The organism is Frigoribacterium sp. CFBP 13729 (assembly GCF_014841875.1).
In the GTDB taxonomy this organism is placed as follows: Bacteria; Actinomycetota; Actinomycetes; order Actinomycetales; family Microbacteriaceae; genus Frigoribacterium.
Map to the genome: position 1 here is coordinate 994,991 of NZ_JACYUR010000001.1, position 17,847 is coordinate 1,012,837.

At 72.0% G+C, this 17,847-nt stretch carries 17 protein-coding genes; 7 read left to right on the plus strand and 10 right to left on the minus strand.

Features of this window, described 5'->3' with window-relative positions:
• Positions 1–41: 41 nt before the first annotated feature.
• From IFT77_RS04440 to IFT77_RS04470, 7 genes are all read right to left on the minus strand, one after another.
• Positions 42–1,343 (minus strand): thymidine phosphorylase, encoded by a 1,302-nt coding sequence (locus IFT77_RS04440; protein ID WP_192169297.1) that lies wholly within the window; start codon positions 1,341–1,343, stop codon positions 42–44.
• Between the two features lie 14 nt (positions 1,344–1,357).
• Complete coding sequence (locus tag IFT77_RS04445; protein ID WP_371740923.1) at positions 1,358–1,777, minus strand: cytidine deaminase; 420 nt, start codon at positions 1,775–1,777, stop codon at positions 1,358–1,360.
• On the minus strand, positions 1,774–3,063 hold the full coding sequence (locus tag IFT77_RS04450; protein WP_192042089.1) for an ABC transporter permease: 1,290 nt from the start codon (positions 3,061–3,063) through the stop codon (positions 1,774–1,776). The genes IFT77_RS04445 and IFT77_RS04450 overlap by 4 nt, the downstream gene beginning before the upstream one ends.
• Positions 3,060–4,337, minus strand: a complete 1,278-nt coding sequence (locus tag IFT77_RS16720) for an ABC transporter permease (RefSeq protein ID WP_192042090.1) — start codon at positions 4,335–4,337, stop codon at positions 3,060–3,062. The genes IFT77_RS04450 and IFT77_RS16720 overlap by 4 nt, the downstream gene beginning before the upstream one ends.
• Complete coding sequence (locus IFT77_RS04460) at positions 4,334–5,854, minus strand: ABC transporter ATP-binding protein (RefSeq protein ID WP_192169298.1); 1,521 nt, start codon at positions 5,852–5,854, stop codon at positions 4,334–4,336. The genes IFT77_RS16720 and IFT77_RS04460 overlap by 4 nt, the downstream gene beginning before the upstream one ends.
• A 118-nt stretch (positions 5,855–5,972) precedes the next feature.
• Positions 5,973–7,058 (minus strand): BMP family protein, encoded by a 1,086-nt coding sequence (locus IFT77_RS04465; RefSeq protein ID WP_192042092.1) that lies wholly within the window; start codon positions 7,056–7,058, stop codon positions 5,973–5,975.
• A gap of 155 nt (positions 7,059–7,213) precedes the next feature.
• Positions 7,214–8,332 (minus strand): mannose-1-phosphate guanylyltransferase, encoded by a 1,119-nt coding sequence (locus tag IFT77_RS04470; RefSeq protein WP_192169299.1) that lies wholly within the window; start codon positions 8,330–8,332, stop codon positions 7,214–7,216.
• Positions 8,333–8,469: 137 nt separating this feature from the next.
• Here IFT77_RS04470 and IFT77_RS04475 point away from each other — a divergent pair, with 137 nt between their 5' ends.
• The 5 genes from IFT77_RS04475 to IFT77_RS04495 all read left to right on the plus strand — a co-directional run bounded on the left by IFT77_RS04475 (position 8,470) and on the right by IFT77_RS04495 (position 13,357).
• Complete coding sequence (locus IFT77_RS04475) at positions 8,470–9,645, plus strand: glycosyltransferase family 1 protein (protein ID WP_192042093.1); 1,176 nt, start codon at positions 8,470–8,472, stop codon at positions 9,643–9,645.
• Positions 9,646–9,787: 142 nt separating this feature from the next.
• On the plus strand, positions 9,788–10,246 hold the full coding sequence (gene sdhC / locus IFT77_RS04480) for a succinate dehydrogenase, cytochrome b556 subunit (RefSeq protein WP_123546568.1): 459 nt from the start codon (positions 9,788–9,790) through the stop codon (positions 10,244–10,246).
• 4 nt (positions 10,247–10,250) lie between these two features.
• Complete coding sequence (gene sdhD, locus IFT77_RS04485) at positions 10,251–10,697, plus strand: succinate dehydrogenase, hydrophobic membrane anchor protein (protein ID WP_123546569.1); 447 nt, start codon at positions 10,251–10,253, stop codon at positions 10,695–10,697.
• A gap of 72 nt (positions 10,698–10,769) precedes the next feature.
• The gene (gene sdhA, locus IFT77_RS04490) at positions 10,770–12,587 is read left to right on the plus strand and encodes a succinate dehydrogenase flavoprotein subunit (protein ID WP_123546570.1); all 1,818 of its coding nucleotides are present in this window, start codon (positions 10,770–10,772) and stop codon (positions 12,585–12,587) included.
• A 2-nt stretch (positions 12,588–12,589) separates the two neighbouring features.
• Complete coding sequence (locus IFT77_RS04495) at positions 12,590–13,357, plus strand: succinate dehydrogenase iron-sulfur subunit (RefSeq protein WP_123546571.1); 768 nt, start codon at positions 12,590–12,592, stop codon at positions 13,355–13,357.
• Between the two features lie 116 nt (positions 13,358–13,473).
• On the opposite strand, the gene IFT77_RS04500 is transcribed toward IFT77_RS04495, so the two are convergent.
• Both IFT77_RS04500 and IFT77_RS04505 read right to left on the minus strand, forming a co-directional pair.
• Positions 13,474–13,821 carry a hypothetical protein gene (locus IFT77_RS04500; RefSeq protein WP_123546572.1) on the minus strand — a complete coding sequence of 116 codons (348 nt, stop codon included), beginning with the start codon at positions 13,819–13,821 and terminating at the stop codon, positions 13,474–13,476.
• Positions 13,811–14,992 (minus strand): DUF6177 family protein, encoded by a 1,182-nt coding sequence (locus tag IFT77_RS04505; protein ID WP_192042094.1) that lies wholly within the window; start codon positions 14,990–14,992, stop codon positions 13,811–13,813. Before IFT77_RS04505 ends, IFT77_RS04500 begins: the two co-directional genes overlap by 11 nt.
• Before the next feature lie 164 nt (positions 14,993–15,156).
• On the opposite strand from IFT77_RS04505, the gene IFT77_RS04510 reads away from it, so the two are divergent.
• Positions 15,157–16,077 (plus strand): hypothetical protein, encoded by a 921-nt coding sequence (locus tag IFT77_RS04510; RefSeq protein WP_192169300.1) that lies wholly within the window; start codon positions 15,157–15,159, stop codon positions 16,075–16,077.
• A 35-nt stretch (positions 16,078–16,112) separates the two neighbouring features.
• Positions 16,113–16,838: a hypothetical protein gene (locus tag IFT77_RS04515; protein ID WP_192169301.1), complete on the plus strand. Its 726-nt coding sequence runs from the start codon at positions 16,113–16,115 to the stop codon at positions 16,836–16,838.
• Between the two features lie 29 nt (positions 16,839–16,867).
• Here the strand turns inward: IFT77_RS04515 and IFT77_RS04520 are convergent, their stop codons facing one another.
• Positions 16,868–17,830 (minus strand): hypothetical protein, encoded by a 963-nt coding sequence (locus IFT77_RS04520; protein ID WP_192169302.1) that lies wholly within the window; start codon positions 17,828–17,830, stop codon positions 16,868–16,870.
• Positions 17,831–17,847: the final 17 nt, after the last annotated feature.

Sequence of the window (17,847 nt, forward strand, 5' to 3'; positions counted from 1 at the left end):
CGCCGCCGACCGTCACGCCGCTGGGGGTCGCCGCCTGGGGGTCAGGACACGCGGCCGGCGACCAGGGGACCGCGCTCGACGCGTTCGTCGCCGATGGTCCAGGCGCCCTCGACGGCCTCGAGCGCACGCTCGAAGCGGGCAGGCTCGTCGGCGTGCAGGGTGAAGAGCGGCTGCCCCTCGACGACGGCGTCGCCGAGCTTGGCGTGCAGCTCGATGCCGGCGGCGGCCTGCACCGGGTCCTGCTTGCGCGCCCGGCCGGCGCCGAGGCGCCAGGCACCGATGCCGAAGGGCAGCGCCTGCTGGTCGGTGACGAAGCCGGTGCGCGCCGCGGTGACGACGTGCGTCTCGCGGGCGGTGGGCAGGGCCGCGTCGGGGTCGCCGCCCTGGGCCCTGATCATGGTCTTCCAGGCGTCCATCGCCCGGCCGTCGTCGAGGGCGGCCTCGACGTCGGCGTCGGGCTGACCCGCCAGCGTGAGCATCTCGCGGGCGAGCGCGACCGTGAGCTCCCGGATGTCGGACGGACCGCCTCCGGCGAGGGTCTCGACCGACTCGCGCACCTCGAGCGCGTTGCCGATCGTGAGGCCGAGGGGGACGTTCATGTCGGTGAGCAGGGCGGTCGTCGCGACGCCCGCGTCCTTGCCGAGGTCGACCATGGTCTGCGCCAGCAGGCGCGACTGCTCGATGTCCTGGATGAAGGCGCCCGAGCCGAACTTGACGTCGAGCACGAGCGCGGCCGTGCCCTCCGCGATCTTCTTGCTCATGATCGACGACGCGATCAGCGGGATCGCCTCCACCGTCCCGGTGATGTCGCGGAGCGCGTAGAGCTTGCCGTCGGCGGGGGCGAGGCCCGAGCCGGCGGCGCAGACGACCGCGCCCGAGTCGGCCATGATCTCGCGCATGCGCTCGTTCGAGATCGACGCCTGCCAGCCGGGGATCGACTCGAGCTTGTCGAGCGTGCCGCCCGTGTGCCCGAGGCCGCGGCCCGAGAGCTGGGGGACGGCGACCCCGAAGGAGGCGACCAAGGGCGCGAGGGGAAGGGTGATCTTGTCGCCCACTCCCCCGGTCGAGTGCTTGTCGACCGTCGTCTTGCCGAGGCCCGTGAAGTCCATGGTCTCGCCGCTGCGGATCATCGCCAGCGTCATGTCGCGGATCTCGCGGCGCTCCATGCCGTTGAGGAAGATCGCCATCGTGAGCGCGGCCATCTGCTCGTCGGCGACGTACCCGCGCGTGTACGCGTCGATCAGCCAGTCGATCTGGGGGGTCTCGAGGGCGTCGCCGCGACGCTTCACCCGGATGAGGTCGACGGTGTCGAAGGGCTCGACGGCTGCTGTGGTGGTGGTCATGGTGGTGCTCCTAGCTACGACTGCGAGTCGCGGTACTGCTCGAGTTGACGGGGCCCGAACGCGTCCGGGATCACCTCGTCGATGGTCTTGAGGCCGGAGACGGTGTCGAGCACCATCGTCTCGTGCGAGTGCTCGTAGAGCAGCTGGCGGCAGCGGCCGCAGGGCATCAGGACGCCGCCGTTGCCGTCGACGCAGGCGAACGCGACGAGCTGGCCGCCGCCTCCCATGACGAGGTCGGTGACGAGCGAGCACTCGGCGCAGAGGGTGATGCCGTACGACGCGTTCTCGATGTTGCAGCCGGTGACGAGACGGCCGTCGGCGGTGAGCGCGGCGGCCCCCACCGGGAACCCCGAGTACGGCACGTACGCCTTGGTCATCGCGTCCCGGGCGGCCTGACGGAGCGCCTCCCAGTCCGTCGTCTCGGCGGCGCTCACGACTTGACGTAGGGCTTGCCGGACGCGGCCGGGCCCCGGGACTGGCCGACGAGGCCGGCGACGGCGAAGATCGTGACGACGTAGGGCAGCATGAGCATGAACTCGCTCGGGACGGGCGACCCGATGGCGCCGAGCACGTTCTGCAGGTTCGAGGCGAAGCCGAACAGCAGCGCGGCGAGCGTCGCCCTGATCGGGTCCCACCGGCCGAAGATGACCGCCGCGAGGGCGATGAAGCCGGCGCCGGCCGTCATCTCCTTCTGGAAGTTGCCGAGCGAGCCGAGCGTGAAGTAGGCCCCGCCGAGACCGGCGATGGCGCCCGCGAGCGAGACGTTCCAGAAGCGGGTCGCGTTGACCTTGATGCCCACGGTGTCCGCAGCCTGCGGGTGCTCGCCGACCGCACGGAGGCGGAGGCCCCAGCGGGTGCGGAACAACCCGTAGAACACCACGGCGATCGCGATGTACATCAGGTACACGATGATCGTCTGCCGGAAGAACACCGGCCCGACGATCGGGATCTGGCTGAGCCCCGGGATCGGCAGCTGCGGGAACCGGACGCCCTGGTTGAGGGCGTCCGACTTCGTGAGGACCTGCGAGTACAGGAAGCTCGTCAGGCCCGTGACGAGCACGTTGAGCACGACGCCCACGATCACCTGGTCGACGATGTAGCGGATGCTGAAGACGGCCAGGACCATCGAGACGAGCACGCCGGCCACCATGGCGGAGGCGAGGCCCACGTACGCGGACCCGGTCGCCGACGCGACGACGGCCGAGACGAAGGCGCCGGCGAGCAGCTGCCCCTCGATGGCGACGTTGACGACGCCGACCCGCTCGCTGATGACGCCGCCGAGGGCGCCGAAGATCAGCGGCGTGCTGAGCGCGAGGGCCCCGAGGAGGAGGCCGGGGACGGGGATCGTGGCGTCGGCACTCGTCCAGGTCAGGAAGGCGACGAGGAAGAGCACGCCGAAGACGGCGACGAGCCAGATGGGCACGCGCTGCGCACGCCGTGCGAGCAGGAACGCCAGCACGGTCACGACCGCGAGCACGACCGTGAGCGCGACGCCCGTGGCCGCCGAGGGCAGCACGGCGTCGGGCAGCGCGAAGAAGTCGGTCGCGGTGGCGAGGCGGAACGTGCTCGACCCCTCCCGCGGGTTCACGACGAACAGGACGACCGCGACGACGGTGAAGACCGCGAAGGCGATCGGCGCCTTGTAGCTGCGCGTGGCGGTGCGGCTGAGGCCGGGGGTCGGCGCGGCGGGGACCGCCGTGTCGGGGGTGAGGGTGCTCACTTGGTGACCACCGCCTCCTTCTTCGAGCCGCGGGGAGCCCGGGGGGCTCCCGGCGCGGGCAGACGGAAGATGCTGCGGACGAGCGGCGGGGCCGCCACGAACAGCACGATCAGGGACTGGACGACGAGGACGATGTCGATGGGGACGCCGTTCGCCGCCTGCATGGAGTAGCCGCCGGCCTTGAGGGCGCCGAAGAGGATCCCCGCGCCGAAGACGCCCCAGGGGCGTGACCTGCCGAGGAGCGCGACGGTGATGGCGTCGAAGCCGATGCCCGCGTCGATGCCCGACGTGAAGCCGGTGGTGAGCGTGCCGAGCACCTGGGTCGACCCGGCCACGCCGGCGAGGGCGCCGGAGATGAGCATCGCGTAGAGGTAGATGTTCTTGACGTTCATGCCGGCGGTGCGCGCCGCGTGGGGGTTCTCGCCGACCGCTCGGAAGCGGAAGCCCAGCGTCGACCGGTTGATGAGCCACCAGACGACCGCGGTGATCACGATGACCAGCAGGAAGCCCCAGTTGAGGTTGTACCGCGCGCCGAACAGGTCGGGGAGGATCGCGCTCGGGAGAGTCGCCGGCGACTTGGGGTTCGGGCTGCCCGGCGCCTGGAGCAGGCCGGGGGTGCGCAGCGCGTACGCGATCAGGTAGAAGGCGACGTAGTTGAGCATGATCGTGAGGATCACCTCGTGCGCGCCGGTGCGGGCCTTGAGGAGACCGACGATGCCGCCCCAGACGGCGCCGCCCGCGATCCCCGCGAGCAGGGCGAGCGGGAGGTGCACGGCGAGGGGCAGGTCGAACGAGAAGCCGACCCAGCCGGCCGCGCCCGCCGCGATCAGCATCTGGCCGCGCGCACCGATGTTGAAGAGGCCGACGCGGAACGCGAGCGCCACGCCGAGACCGGCCGCGATCAGCGGCACCGCGTAGTTGAGCGTCTCGGTCAGGGGCCTGATGCCCGCCGCGAAGCCGTCGACCCGGAAGTTGTAGACGGCTCCCTGGAACAGGGACGAGTAGGAGCCGCCGACCGACGCCCAGAAGGCCTGGAAGAAGTCGGAGGGGCGGGAGAAGAAGTAGCCGGTCGTCGACTGGACGTCGGGATCGGTGAAGCCGATCAGGAGGCCCGAGACGACGAGGGCCAGCACGACGGCGAGCACGGAGATCGCCGCGTTGCCGGTGGTGATCTCGCGCAGCAGGCGCGAGCCGCGCGAGTCGCCTGCCTCCAGGCCGCCGCCCGTCGGTGCGCCCTGGGGCGCCGGGGTGGTCGTGGTGGTCGCGTCGCTCACGCCGCGGTCTCCTTCGCCTGGGGGGCCTCGCCGGCCATCATGAGCCCGAGCACGTCGCGCGGGGTGTCGGCCGGGACGATGCCGATGATCGTGCCGCGGTACATGACCGCGATGCGGTCGGCCAGCGCGACGACCTCGTCGAGCTCGGTGGAGACGACGATGACGGGCACTCCCGAGTCGCGGGTCGCGACGATGCGCTTGTGGACGAACTCGATCGACCCCACGTCGATGCCGCGCGTCGGCTGAGCCGCGACGAAGAGCCGCAGGTCACGGCTCAGCTCGCGGGCGAGGACGACCTTCTGCTGGTTGCCGCCGGAGAGGCGGCCGGCCGGCGTGGAGATGCCCTGGGTGCGGATGTCGAACTCGCGGACCTTCTCGACGGCGAACGCGGCGAGCTCGGCGAGCCGCAGCGACCCGCGCCGCACGAAGGGGCCGGACTGCGACCGGTCGAGCATGAGGTTCTCGGCGACCGTGAACTCGCCGACGAGGCCGTCCTCGTTGCGGTCCTCCGGGACGAACCCGACGCCCGCGTCGAGCACGCGACGGACGCTGTGGCCGGTGATGTCGTGGCCGTCGAGGGAGACGCGACCCTGGACCCGGGGCTGCAGCCCGAGGATCGCCTCCGTCAGCTCGGTCTGGCCGTTGCCCTGGACGCCCGCGATCGCGAGCACCTCGCCGCGACGCACCTCGAACGAGACGTCGTCGACGACGACCTGGCCGATCGGGTCGACCACCCGGAGCGACTCGACGACGAGGGCGGCCTCGCCGGGATCGGCGGGGCCCTTCTGGACCGTGAGCTCGACGGCACGGCCGACCATGAGGGAGGCGAGCTCGGCGTTGCTGGCGGTGGGCTCGGCCTCGCCGACGACCTTGCCCAGGCGGATGACCGTGATCCGGGACGCGACCTCGCGCACCTCGCGCAGCTTGTGGGTGATGAACACGATGCCGGTGCCCGCGTCGCGGAGCTGGCGCATGATGCCCATCAGCTCGTCCGTCTCCTGCGGGGTCAGCACGGCGGTGGGCTCGTCGAAGACGAGCACCTTCGCGTCGCGCGACAGCGCCTTGACGATCTCGACGCGCTGCTGGACGCCGACCGGGAGCTCCTCGACGACGGCGTCGGGGTCGATGTCGAAGCCGAAGCGACGGGAGATGTCCCGCACCTTGGCGCGCGCGGCCGCCAGGTCGAGGCGACCGCCGCCCTTGGTCTCCTCGTGGCCGAGCATGACGTTCTCGGCGACGGTGAAGACGGGCACGAGCATGAAGTGCTGGTGCACCATGCCGATGCCGGCAGCCATGGCGTCGCCGGGTCCTGCGAACTGCTGGACGACGTCGTCCAGCAGGATCTCGCCCTCGTCGGCCTGGTACAGGCCGTAGAGGACGTTCATCAGGGTCGACTTGCCGGCACCGTTCTCGCCCAGGAGAGCGTGGATCTCTCCTGGCTCGACGGTGAGGCTGATGTGGTCGTTGGCGGTCAGTGCGCCGAATCGCTTGGTGATGCCCTTGAGCTCGAGCTTCATCTCGTCAATCTACCTCGGTGTAGGCGTGGGAAGGGCCCGGGACGAACGGTGGAGACCGTCCTGCCCGGGCCCTCGATCAGGCCATGCTAATCGATGCCTGACGTGCTGCGGACTGGTGTCAGTTCGTCAGCGACGAGGGCGACTCGACGGTGATGGAGCCGTCGATGATGCCCGCCTTGATGGTGTCCAGCTCGTCCGAGAGGCCGGCGTCGACCTTGTCCTCGTAGTCGTGGAACGGCGCGATGCCGACGCCGTCGTTCTCGAGCGTGCCGACGTAGGGCTCGTTCGTGAAGTCGCCGGACGCGGCCTGCGTCACGACGTCGTCCGTCGCCTGCTTGATGCCCTTGAGCACCGAGGTGAGGAACAGGTCGCTGTTGGCACTGTCCGTCTCGTAGGTGTCGGAGTCGGCACCGACGAGCACGATCTCGGAGCCGGAGTCGCGGATCGCCTCGGCGGCGCTCTGGTAGATCGGTCCGCCGACCGGCAGGATCACGTCGGCGCCCTGGTCGATCAGGGTCTGCGCGCTCTGCTTCGCGGTGGTGCCGGCCTCGAAGCCGCCGGTGAAGGTGCCGGTCTGCGACGCGACGTCCCAGCCCACGACCTTGACGTCGGCGCTCTTCTGCTCGTTGAAGTACTCGACGCCGTCCGCGAAGCCGTCCATGAAGATGGTGACGGTCGGGAACTGCATGCCGCCGAAGGTGCCGACCGTGCCGGTCTTCGAGTAGCTCGCCGCCGCGTAGCCGGCCAGGAACGCCGCCTCCGAGGTGTTGAAGGTGATCGGGCGGATGTTGTCGGCGTCCTGTGCGGAGTCGTCGATGGTCGCGTAGTCGATCTCCGGGTTGGCCGCGGCGGCGGTCCCCGTGGCGTCGGACAGCGCGAAGCCGACCGTCACGATGAGGTTGCAGCCCTGGTCGGCGAGGTTCGACAGGTTGGCGTCGTAGACCGTCTCGTCGGCGGACTCGACCGTCTTGGGCGTCGCACCGAGGGCGTCGGCCGCCTCGTTGAGGCCCTCGAAGCCGAGCTGGTTGAACGACTTGTCATCGAAGCCGCCGGCGTCGGAGACCATGCAGGGCACGAAGTCGCTGGACGCGGACCCACCCGAGGCGCCGTCGCTCTCGGGGGCCGAGGCACAGCCGGCCAGGATGGCGACGGTGCTCGCCAGGGCGAGGCCGCTGAAAGCGGCCCTACGCGCAGTTGTAGTCAAGATGTCCTCCAAGGTGCTGCCCGACACGAGACGTCGGGCACGTCTGGCTGTGATGTTACCTACTGTGTCGAGCGACGACGGACGAGGCCGTGTAGTGATGCGGAGGCGTTACACAAGCGCGACCGGGACGTAACGGCGCCGAAACACCGCGCGGCTCAGAGGACGTCGCTGCGACCGCTGAGCTTGAGGGCGTCGACGACGCTCTTGACCCGCTGCGCGTTGGCCGTCGTCGTGACGAGCAGCGCGTCCGGGGTGTCGACCACGATGATGTCGTTCACGCCGATCAGCGAGATGAGCCGGCCGCTGTGCCCCACGACGATGCCGCTCGAGGCGTCGGACAGGACGCGGGCGTTCTCGCCGAGGATGGCGAGGTCGCTCTTGCGGCCGCCCGAGTGCAGCTTGGCGATCGACGCGAAGTCGCCGACGTCGTCCCAGTCGAAGTCGCCGGGCACGACGGCGAGGCGCCCGGCGGCCGCGGCGGGCTCGGCCACCGTGTAGTCGATCGCGATCTTCTCGAGGCCCGGCCAGACGCCGTCGACGACGGCGCCGCGCCTCGACGTGTCCCACGCCTCGGCGAGCTCCTCGAGGCCCGCGAGCAGCTCGGGCCGCGTCTCGCCGAGCTGCTCGAGGAGGCGGTCGGCACGCGAGATGAACATGCCCCCGTTCCAGAGGTGGTCGCCCCCGGCGACGTAGCCCTCGGCGGTGGGGAGGTCGGGCTTCTCGACGAAGGACTCGACCCTGCGGGCGCTCGGGGCGCCCTCGACGTCGAGGCCCTCCCCCACGTGGATGTAGCCGAAGCCGATCGCGGGCTCGGTCGGGGTGATGCCGATGGTGGCGATCCAGCCCGCGTCGGCGAGCGCGATGGCCTCGCGCACGGCACGTCCGAAGCCCCGGACGTCGGCGATCACGTGGTCGGCCGCGAACGAGCCGATGATCACGTCCGGCTCGCGCCGACGCAGGATGGCCGCGGCGAGGCCGATGGCGGCCGTCGAGTCCTTCGGCTCGCTCTCGAGGACGACGTTGTGGTCCGCGAGGGCAGGGAGCTGCGCCTCGACGGCGGCTCGGTGGGCGCGACCGGTCACGACCATGATCCGCTGCTCGCCGGCGAGCGGCGCGAGGCGGTCCCAGGTCCCGCGGAGCAGGGTCGACCCGCTGCCGGTCAGGTCGTGCAGGAACTTCGGCGCGTCCGCACGGCTGAGCGGCCACAGGCGGGAGCCGATGCCCCCGGCGGGGATGATGCTGTAGAAGCGGTCGGCGGCGTCCTGGGGGGTCATGTCGGCCACCTTAGCGATGCCGCGCTGCGAGCCACGGGGCACCCGTTCACCACCCCGACACCCGCCCGTCACGGCGCCGGCTCCGACCGGCCACGACCGGGCGGCAGCCTGGCAGCACGCCGAGTCGAGGAGTGCCCATGCGGGTCGCCATCGTGACCGAGAGTTTCCTGCCCACCGTGAACGGCGTGACCACCAGCGTGCTGCGGGTGCTCGACCACCTGGAGCGGCGTGGCCACGAGGCTCTCGTCGTCGCCCCGGCGGGCCGCGGGCACGACTCCTACGCGGGCGCCCGCGTCCATCGCGTCCCGTCGGTCGCGTACCGCCAGTTCCCCGTCGGGCTGCCCGGGCCCCAGGTCGCCGGGGCGATCGCGGCGTTCGCCCCGGACGTCGTGCACGTCGCCTCGCCGTTCCTGCTCGGCGCCCAGGCGATCTCGGCGGCGGCCAGGCTCGGCCTGCCGAGCGTCGCGGTCTTCCAGACGGACGTCGCCCGCTACGCGGCGGCGAGCGGGCTCGGCACGGTCACCGAGGCCGTGGCGTGGCGGCTCGTGCGCCGCATCCACGACCAGGCGACCGTCACGCTCGTGCCGTCCACCGCCTCCCTGCGGGATCTCGAGCGGGCCGGGGTGCAGCGCCTGGCGACGTGGGGCCGCGGCGTCGACGCCCGCCGGTACCACCCGAACCGCCGTGGGGGCGCGGGCGCGTCGCTGCTCCGTTCCCGGGCCGGCGCGGGCCCGGACGACGTGCTCGTCGGCTACGTGGGCAGGCTCGCGGCCGAGAAGCAGGTCGAGCGCCTCGCGGCCCTGCGCCGCCAGGACGGCGTCCGCCTCGTCGTCGTCGGGGGCGGGCCCTCGCTTCCCACCCTCCGCCGTCGGCTGCGACACCTCGACCCGCTCTTCACGGGCCCGCTGCACGGCGACGAGCTCGCCGACGCCTACGCCGCCCTCGACGTCTTCGTCCACACCGGCACGACGGAGACGTTCGGACAGACGGTGCAGGAGGCGCACGCCGCGGGCGTCCCGGTGGTCGCGCCCGCGGCCGGCGGCCCCCTCGACCTCGTGCGCCACGGCGTCGACGGGTACCTGTTCGATCCCCGCCACGACCACTCGCTCAGGCGGTCGGTCGGCAGCCTCGTGGCGGACGGGGCGCTCAGGGCCCGGTTCGGCGAGGCCGGCCGACGAGCCGTCGTGGGCCGCACGTGGGAGAGCGTGGGCGACGACCTGCTGGACCACTACGAGGCCGCACGTGACGGCGTCCGGCGTGCCGCAGTGGCCCACGGGGCCACGGGGGCCGGCCTTCTCTCGACATCGAAGTAGATCGATCGTTCTTAGGCCCGCCTAAGCGGCGGGATCACGTGCCCCGCTCGTATGCTGGGACAGTTCTATGAACGCACACGGCGGACGCGGCTGTCCTCCCCCGGATCGCAGCCGACCGCCTCGTCCGCGAGGAGGGCCGCTCATGGCTGAGCAGTCGACGGGAACACTGGCGTCACCGGCAGGCAGGTCGGGCGGCTCGTCGTCGCGCGTGCCCGAGCCTCGCAAGGGCGGCCGCTTCGCCGGCACGCTGTACCGAGGCCGTGAGGGCATGTGGTCGTGGGTGCTGCACCGCATCACCGGCGTGAGCATCTACTTCTTCCTCCTCGTGCACATCCTCGACACGGCCCTCGTGCGGATCAGCCCGGAGGCGTACGACGCGGTCATCGGCACGTACAAGAACCCGATCATGGGGCTCGGCGAGACCGGCCTCGTGGCCGCCATCCTGTTCCACGCCCTCAACGGCCTGCGCATCATCCTCATCGACTTCTGGGCCCCGGCCACCAAGCACCAGCGACTCCTCTTCTGGATCGTGATCGGCGTCGCCGTGGTGCTGTTCGCCGGCTTCGCCCCCCGCCACCTGATGAACGTCTTCTCGGAGTAACGCGATGACCACTGAGACCGTCGAGGCCCCGCGCAGCGCGCGCACCGCCCGCCGCAGCACCAACTGGGAGAAGTGGGGCTGGATCTACATGCGCGTCAGCGGCGCCGTGCTGGTCGTGCTGATCTTCGGCCATCTCTTCGTCAACCTGCTCGCAGGCGAGGGCGGGGTCAAGGCGATCGACTGGGGCTTCGTCGCAGGCAAGTGGGCGAACCCCTTCTGGCAGGTCTACGACACGCTGCTCCTCTGGCTCGCGCTGATCCACGGCTCCAACGGCATGCGCACGATCGTCAACGACTACGTCGGCCGCCCCGCCGTGCGCCGCGTGCTGCTGGGGACGCTCGTCGTCTCGGCGGCCGTCCTGCTCCTCCTCGGCACCCTCGTGGTCTGGACGTTCGACCCGTGCCCGGCCAACGCGCCGGCCGACATGCTCCCGTCCATCTGCTCGGCCTGACCTCCTCGGCGTGACGACCACCGCCTCCTCGACCTGTCCCGCCGCCGGCACCACCGTCCCCCGGAAAGAACTGTGACCACTCCCTCCGCTCCCGCCTCGTCCGACCAGGACTCCGTCGTCGACGGCATCCACTACCACCAGCACGACGTCGTCATCGTCGGCGCCGGGGGCGCGGGGATGCGTGCCGCGATCGAGGCCGGGCCGAACGCCCGCACGGCCGTCATCTCGAAGCTCTACCCCACCCGCTCGCACACCGGCGCGGCCCAGGGCGGCATGGCCGCCGCGCTGGCCAACGTCGAGGACGACAACTGGGAGTGGCACACCTTCGACACGGTCAAGGGCGGCGACTACCTCGTCGACCAGGACGCCGCCGAGATCCTGGCGAAGGAAGCGATCGACGCCGTCCTGGACCTCGAGAACATGGGGCTGCCCTTCAACCGCACCCCCGAGGGCAAGATCGACCAGCGCCGCTTCGGCGGCCACACGGCCGAGCACGGCAAGGCCCCGGTCCGTCGGGCCTGCTACGCCGCCGACCGCACCGGGCACATGATCCTCCAGACGCTGTACCAGAACTGCGTCAAGCTCGGCATCGACTTCTACAACGAGTTCTACGTGCTCGACCTGATCATGGGCGAGGTCGATGGCGTGGCCCGTCCGGCCGGCGTCGTGGCGCTCGAGCTCGCGACCGGCGAGCTGCACGTGTTCCAGGGCAAGTCCGTGGTCTTCGCCACGGGGGGATTCGGCAAGATCTACAAGACGACGTCGAACGCGCACACCCTCACGGGCGACGGGGTCGGCATCATCTGGCGCAAGGGCCTGCCCCTCGAGGACATGGAGTTCTTCCAGTTCCACCCGACCGGCCTCGCGGGGCTCGGCATCCTCCTCTCGGAGGCCGCGCGAGGCGAGGGAGCGATCCTCCGGAACAGCGAGGGCGAGCGCTTCATGGAGCGGTACGCCCCCACCATCAAGGACCTGGCGCCCCGCGACATCGTGGCCCGCTGCATGGCGACCGAGATCCGCGAGGGGCGCGGCGGCGGACCCCACAAGGAGTACGTCTACCTCGACATCACGCACCTCGACCCTGCCGTCATCGACGCCAAGCTGCCCGACATCACCGAGTTCGCCCGCACCTACCTCGGCGTCGAGCCGTACACGGAGCCGGTGCCGGTGCTGCCGACCGCCCACTACGCCATGGGCGGCATCCCCACGAACGTCCACGCCGAGGTGCTGAGCGACAACACCACGGTGGTGCCCGGGCTCTACGCCGCCGGCGAGTGCGCCTGCGTGAGCGTGCACGGCTCGAACCGCCTCGGCACCAACTCGCTGCTCGACATCAACGTCTTCGGCAAGCGCGCCGGCAACAACGCCGTCGAGTTCGCCAGGACCGCCGAGTTCGTGCCGCTGCCCGAGGACCCCGCCGGCTTCGTGCGCGGGCTCGTCGCCGACGTCCGCAACGCCACCGGCACGGAGCGCATCGCGACGCTCCGCAAGGAGCTGCAGGACAGCATGGACCGCAACGCCCAGGTGTTCCGCACCGAGGAGACCCTCGACGAGGTGACCCACGTGATCGCCGACCTGCGCGACCGGTTCAAGAACATCTCGGTGCAGGACAAGGGCAAGCGCTTCAACACGGACCTGCTCGAGGCCATCGAGCTCGGGTTCCTGCTCGACCTGGCCGAGGTCGTCGTCTACTCGGCGCGCTCGCGCCAGGAGAGCCGTGGCGGCCACTTCCGCGAGGACTACCCGACGCGCGACGACGAGAACTGGCTGGTCCACACGATGGCCTACCTGACGGGCGACCCGCACTCGTCGCTCGCCGGCGACCACATCCGACTCGACACGAAGCCCGTCGTGATCACGAACTACCAGCCGATGGAACGGAAGTACTGAGCATGAGCTCCGCAGTCCTCGAGAACGCCCCCACCGCCTCCGACGCCGTCCCCACCTTCACGGCGACGCTGATCATCCGCCGGTTCGACCCCGAGGTCGACGACGAGCCGCGCTGGCAGGACTTCGACGTCCAGGTGCTGCCCACCGACCGTGTGCTCGACGCCCTGCACCAGATCAAGTGGGAACAGGACGGCTCGCTGACGTTCCGCCGCTCGTGCGCCCACGGAGTCTGCGGCTCGGACGCGATGCGCATCAACGGCCGCAACCGGCTCGCCTGCAAGACCCTGATCAAGGACCTCGACCTCTCGCAGCCGATCTACGTCGAGGCCATCAAGGGGCTGCCCCTCGAGAAGGACCTCGTCGTCGACATGGAGCCGTTCTTCCAGTCGTACCGTGAGATCCAGCCGTTCCTGATGGCCTCCTCGAAGCCCGAGAAGGAGCGCATCCAGAGCGCCACGCAGCGCGAGCGCTTCGACGACACGACCAAGTGCATCCTGTGCGCCGCGTGCACGTCGAGCTGCCCCGTGTTCTGGACCGACGGCCAGTACTTCGGCCCGGCCGCCATCGTGAACGCCCACCGCTTCATCTTCGACTCGCGCGACGAGGGCGCCCAGGTCCGCCTCGACATCCTCAACGACAAGGAAGGCGTGTGGCGCTGCCGCACGACCTTCAACTGCACCGAGGCCTGCCCCCGCGGCATCCAGGTGACCAAGGCAATCGCAGAGGTCAAGAACGCGGTGCTGCGCGGCAGCGTCGCCCCCGTGAGCTGACTCGGCGAGCTGACCCGGCGAGACGCAGGAGGGCCCGGCACCACCTCGGTGGAGCCGGGCCCTCCGCCGTCCCGTCGGCCGTCAGTCGTCGGCCGTCAGTCGTCAGTCGTCAGTCGTCAGTCGTCCTCGACGATGCAGGTCGCCTCGAGGCCGAGCGCGAGGCGGAGGGCCACCGAGACTCCCCGCTCGCCCTCAGGGCCGTGGGGCGCGACGGCGTCGACCCAGTGCACGGGGAGGCGGACGGCCGGCGGATCCGGCAGGAGCCGCTCGATCTCGCCCGCGACCGTGACCTCGTCGGAGCTGAACACGGTGAGCACGGCGTCGCCCCCGCCCCCGAAGACCTGGAGGGCTGCTCCGCCGTCGATCTCTCGGACGCCGAGGGAGTCGTCGACCGCCCTGGCGGCGGTCGCGAGGTCGAGGGCGTCGACGACGTGCGGACTCAGGATCGTGATGTCACGGGGCACCGGGAGGCGCCTCCTCGTCAGTGTCGGGATCGGATGCGTCGGTGTCGGCGTCGGGACGCCGGTGCTCGTGCAGGAGGTCGTGCTCGTCGAGGTCGTCCTCCCAGGCCTCGAGCAGCGGAGGAGAGACCATCTCGGCCAGGCGTTCCGGCCCGACGGCGTCGAGGGTGTCGTGCAGGGCGTCCCAGCCGGAGGTGGCCGCGTCGCCGAGGGGCACGACGTAGGCCGGGAGGCGCGGGCGGCCCACGACCGTCACCGGCCTGGGCACGGGGATCGTCGAGACCGTCAGGCCCAGCCGCTGGACCGACGGCGCGCCGATCAGCAGCACGACGGGGTTGGGCGGCGGGTACGTGACCGCCCGGACGCTGCGGTCGGGCTCGCCCTCCCGGGCGACCACGAGGGCGAAGGTCGGGACGGAGGTGCGGGCGATCTCGGACAGCGCCTCCGTGAGGCGGCCGACCGCCGCGTCGACGGGGTCGGTCTCGCCCCCGCCTGCGGGAGTGACGGCGGGCACCGTGATCGTGAGGGCGGTCGTCTCCTCGATGCCGTTCTCGGTCACGCGGGCCGTGAGGGTGCCGGACAGGCCGGGGCCCTCGACGACCACGCGGACCAGCTCGGGCGCGGCGTGCCGTGCGCTCTGCGTCAGCACCCAGCGGTCCCAGGGCCGCCGCAGCGGCTCGGTCTCGCCCCACCTGTCGGGCCCCGCGCCGGCCACGGCCTCGGAGAGCACCTCGACGGCCCCGCCCAGGGTCGTGTCGTGGTCGGGGCGGTGCAGCACCGTGAGGTCGACGGAGAGCTGAGCGATGGTGTCGACCGCCTCCTGGACGACGATCGGCTCGGGGGCGACCTCCTGCTGGCTCAGGTCGTCCGGGGCGCTCGGCGGCCAGCCCGCGGAGTCGAGGTCGGCGTACGGGGAGCCCGTCAGCCCGTCGCGGAGGACGCCGTGCTCGTCACGCACGGCCCAGGCGGCGCCGGCGTGCACGAGAGCGGCCCGCGTGCCCACGGTCAGTCGGGAGGACTCCCCCGTCACGAGCACGATCCGGCGACGACCCCGGCGGCGGGCCAGGAGGTCGGCGAGCGGCGCGCTCAGCCGCACGACGCGGGACCGGCTGTCGACCCGGACGACGCGCGCGCTCACGGCGTCGATCAACGGGTGTCGGATAGAGGTGCCCACGTCGACAAGTCTGCTCCCGCCCCCTGGACGGTGACCGGTCCGCGACCTCGCTCGCCCGGAAGAGGGCAGGAGGCGGGCCGTGCGCATAGTCTGTCGGTGCCGTCCGCGACGCCCGCGACGTCAGCACCGCTCCCGATCCCCGATCACGACCGAGAGGCTCCGACATGGACGTCGCCCGACAGCAGGAACTGCAGAACCAGATCGCCGCCCGCGTCGCCGAGTCGCTGGTGGACGTCGACTGGGCGGAGGCGACGCTGTTCCTCCTCCAGGTCGGCGAGGTCAGCCGGACCTGGCTCGACGCCCTCGACGCGGCCGGCAGCTCGAAGCAGGACCTCCCGACGCCCGACGTCGAGGCACTGGGCACGCAGCTCCGCGAGGCCATGGCCGACCCGGAGCGCGGCACCTGGTTCTCGCTGGTGCTGACCCTGTCGTCCGACGGCTCGTTCACCGCGCGCTTCAACGGAGAACGCCGCGTGTTCGACGACGCCGCGTCGCCGTTCGAGGCCACCGGCGACGAGGTCGTCCCGACCGACGCGGACTACGCCGCCGACCTCGCACGCTTCCCTCGCGCGGAGAAGTACCGGCCCGAGTGGCTGCCGGGCGACGCCGCGACTGCGAGCTCCGCTGCGGAGGGGGCGACGACGGCGCCGTCATCCACCCCGCCCGCCGCGCCCCTGCCCGCCTCGCTCTCCTCGCTCGACGGCCGCTGGGGCTGGCCCGGGGTGCTCGCGAGCGTCGCCCAGCAGACCGCGGCCTCCCCCGTGGCGTCGTCGCCGGACGCCGCGCCGACCGACGACCCCGACGCGCCCGAGCTCTCGCTCGGCCAGCTCGCGCTGCGCGTGCGGGACGCCGTCGTGCTCGACGTCATCGCTCCGCACCGGGTCGCGACGCTCCTCCGGCTGCACGCCGAGGCGGTCACCGCCGGCGTGCTCCCCGCGGTGGACGCGGTCGAGTCCGTCGACCCCGAGCTGGGACTCGAGGAGGCGCGCGTCGCCTCCCCCGAGGTCGTTCCGGCCGTCGAGGCGGCCGTCGCGAACGTCGTCGACGCGATCGTCGCGGAGCACCTGCGGGCCGTCGTCGCCTGACCTGCCCGAGCTCGGAGCGTCCTAGGATCGGGCACATGGGGACGACGGGCTCGAGGGAGGCAGCCGAGCGGCAGCGGGCCGTGTCCCGCCTCCTGCGCCGCCGTCTGGTGCTGCCGCCCGACCTGGACCGCCCGACGACCCGCCGGCTGGCGTCCCTCGACGAGGCCGTGGCGGCGGCCCTCTCCACGGGTGACCACGACCGGCTCCTCGACGACCAGGCGGTCAGCGGGTGGCCTGCCGCCCTCACCGCCGTGGTCGGCGACGTGCTCCGGCGCCTCCCGTCCGCAGCCGTCGCGGGGACGCCGGATCCGGTGCGCGGGATCGTCGAGCAGGCCCTGAGCGCTCGTCTCGGCTTCGGGCCGGGTTCAGGGCCCGACTCGCCCGTCCTGCTCGCCCACGCCCGCGTCGCCGAGGCGCGGCGGGCGCTCGAGGCACGAGGATGGACGCGCGTCGTGCCGGCGGCCCGAGACGATGCCTTGGCCCAGCTGGTGTCGGACACGCTCGGGGCTCGTGCCGTCGTGACGCGACACCTGCGACGCGTCCACCTCGAGGTGCTGCCCCGGTACGGCGCGACCGCCACGCCCGGCTCCTCGCTCGCCGTGCTCTCGAGCACGGGCACCCTCGTCGTCGTCGAGCTCGGACGGCCCCGCCCGGCCCACGACGACCTCGCCGCCTTCCGACCGTTCCTCGTCGCCGTCGCGGACCTCGCGACGGTGCAGGACAGGAACGACGCGGACGCCCGGATGCACGTACAGCGCTGAGGGCGCGCGACGCCGAGGCGTGCCCTCGACTAGGCCCCGCTCGGCCTCCGAGGCGCGTCGGCGTCGAGCACCCGCTCGACGAGTCTGGCGTCGAGGGCCGCCTGCGCCAGCGTGTCGACGACGTCGCCCAGGTCCTGGAGCACGAGGTCCAGCGGCGACCCCGGAGCGAGGTGGGCGTGGACGTCGGACCGGGGGTCGACCGACGCGCCGAGGGCCAGGTCGCGTCCCGTCGCCCGCGCCCACGGCTCCCAGAGGCCGACGACGCCCGCCGCGTCGAGGGACGTGACCTGATCAGCCCAGACGGCCTCCCAGACGCCATCGACGACGTCGTCGGTCTCCGGGACGCGCTCGCCCGCCGGCGTCGCCGCCAGCTGTCGTGAGACGTGGGGTGGCAGGACGCGGTCGAGGTGCCCGACGACGCTCTCCCACACGTCCGCCCACCCCGGCATCGCGACGAGGTCGGCCACGGACGACGGCGGAGCCAGCGGCGTCGTGGGACGCTCGGGCTCGCCGTCCGTCGGCGTCTCGTCGCCCGCCGGCGGCCGGACCGGATACCACGCGGGCAGCGCCTCGGGGCGTCGTGGGTGCCGGGCGAGGTCGGCGAGGAGGGACTCGTCCGAGGGAGCGCTGCCAGGACCGCCCGAGAGCGGATCCCGGGAGTTCGTCCACGAGGGACGCTGGTCGTAGTTGAACTCGAAGGAGTACCGGCCCTCGGTCGTGACCGTCACGAAGGCGCTGAGCCACGCGCCCGCGCCCGGACGTTCCGTCTCGCGCCGGAGGAGGGCCAGCGGCCCGTCGACCTCGTCCGGCACCGGCACGCCCGACTTGGTCTCCTCGACGTCCCAGACGGCCAGGTGCGAGCCGATGCTCCCGCCGACCTCGGACCAGAAGAGACGTGCCCGCACCCACTCGACACGAGACGACCGCGAGACCGCCCGGAAGACGACGAGTGCCGCCTCCTTCTGCTTCTCCTCGACGATCGCGACGTCCACGGCCCTCCCCTCGGCCT